We start from the raw sequence: 1,918 nt of genomic DNA, 5'->3' as shown, positions 1-1,918 counted from the left end.
TCTCGCCTGACTAACCAAGGTTTGCTCCAATATCGGACCATTGAGCTAGATGGCGAGATTGAAGTTCTTTTTGATGCGACTATTGCCCTCGAGCGCTTGGATGATTTGCTTCAAAGCAAGACGGAAGTAGCACAGCGTGGGCAAGATAAGCAAGCAGAAAATGAACTGGCTGATTTGGTCAAAACTTTTGAGCAGGAGTTGGGACGTTTATTGACGCCATTTGAAATCGAAGATTTGACGCAGACAGTCAAGCAGGATCAAACAGACCCTGATATTGTGAAGGCTGCCTTGAGAGAAGCTGTCTTTAATGGCAAGCCACACTGGAAATACATTCAGGCCATCCTGCGCAATTGGCGACGGGAGGGCATTACCAGTTTGACACAATTAAAAATCAAACAACAAGAACGGGAAGCCCTTCAGCCTGAAAATGTCACAGTTTCAGATGATTTCTTACAGGCGATGGATTTGTGGAAAGATTAAAAAAATACTAGCACTCATAAAGTGCTAGCTTTTTTTGTTTATAAATAGTCCGCGTAAGCTTTTTCTAGTTTGGCAAGGAGTTCTTGCTTTTCTTCGTCACTAGCAAAGGAAGCTTGGATGGCATCGACATTGTGCTGGTAAAAGTCAGCTGGCGTTGTTTGGAAGTGGCGGTGGTAGAGGGTATATTCCTTGGTGAGATCCGTATCAGAGACGGTCCGGTTATCGGTGTTGATACTGATTTGGGCTTGTGCTTCCTTCATCTTGAGGTAAGGGAAGTCCGCCACAGTGGCAGCAGCTTTGGTTTGAAGGTTACTGGTCAAGCAGAGCTCACCGGTGACTCCATTTTTCACAAACTCATTTAGAAGCTCTGGTTCATCCGCTAGCAAGGTCACGTGACCATTTCGTTTGATACCATAGGCCATGGATTGAGCGACGTTGGCTGGACAGTGGCACTCGCCAGCATGCAGGGTCATGGGACGGTTGTAACTTTTAACCTGTTGGATGAGGGCATCAATGGCTTGTGGTGGGTAGTGGTGTTCATCCCCAGCGAAGTCAAAGCCGACAAAATCTTGATCCCTAACTTGGTTGGCTTCTGCCAGGATACGAGAGGTGAGTTCTTGATCCGACTGGCGCATACCACAGACGAGGGCTTTTGAGACAATGCCAAATTCATCCTGGGCTTGGCGCAGTCCTTCACAGACAGCATCGATAGTTTCTGGGACAGTGAGCCCTTGGTCCATGGACAATTCTGGGGCAAAGCGCACCTCAATGTAGACGACATTTTCCAAAGCAGCTTGCTTGGCCACATCATAAGCAGCAAGGGTCAAGGCTTCCTTGGTCTGAAGAAGAGGGCGAATGTAGTCAAAGGCCTCCAAATAGTCCAAAAGATTCTCACAGTGGGCAGGTGCAGTGACATGGTGCTTGAGCTCTTCATCACTGGCAGGAAGGTCAATATTGGCCATGGCTGCCAATTGGCGAATGGTCGGAAGAGACAAGGAACCGTCTAAGTGGCAGTGTAGTTCTGTCTTTGCCAAACTATGAAAGTCGATCGTGGACATGTTTTTTCTCCTTCAAAATGTATTTTTTCTATACTATCATTTTGCCAAGAAAAGTCAAGTAAAGCTAGTGTAGCAGATTTTTGAAACTAGAGGCAGGATTTGATATGCTAGTAGTAACATAGACAAAGGAGAAAAGAGATGTCAGATTATCAATTACCAGAAGTATGGGAAGCACCGAGCCAGATGGGAGGAGCCTGGGGTGGCCTGAACCAACCAACAGCAGGTGCCCGCTTTGAACAAACTCTTCCAAAAGGGGATCAGCCTTTCCAACTCTATACCCTTCCAACTCCAAATGGGATTAAGGTAACCATTATGCTGGAGGAATTGAAAGAGCTGGGAGTGGATGCAGGCTACGACGCTTATCGTATCAAGATTGGTGA

At 46.7% G+C, this 1,918-nt stretch carries 2 protein-coding genes and 1 pseudogene; 2 read left to right on the top strand and 1 reads right to left on the bottom strand.

Annotated elements, in window-relative coordinates; translation table 11 throughout:
• Window positions 1-480: DnaD domain-containing protein (locus tag ACLOR3_RS04925; RefSeq protein WP_412037035.1), on the top strand; the 480-nt coding region annotated here is incomplete at its 5' end.
• A gap of 38 nt (window positions 481-518) precedes the next feature.
• On the opposite strand, the gene add is transcribed toward ACLOR3_RS04925, so the two are convergent.
• The gene (add, locus tag ACLOR3_RS04920) at window positions 519-1,538 is read right to left on the bottom strand and encodes an adenosine deaminase (RefSeq protein ID WP_411400239.1); all 1,020 of its coding nucleotides are present in this window, start codon (window positions 1,536-1,538) and stop codon (window positions 519-521) included.
• Between the two features lie 138 nt (window positions 1,539-1,676).
• On the opposite strand from add, the pseudogene ACLOR3_RS04915 reads away from it, so the two are divergent.
• Window positions 1,677-1,918, top strand: a pseudogene (locus tag ACLOR3_RS04915) (glutathione-dependent disulfide-bond oxidoreductase); the annotation flags it as partial.

It is taken from the genome of Streptococcus intestinihominis, assembly GCF_046824975.1.
GTDB lineage: Bacteria > Bacillota > Bacilli > Lactobacillales > Streptococcaceae > Streptococcus.
Note: the sequence above shows the minus strand (reverse complement) of the source record. Positions and strands in the feature narration are given on the sequence as shown.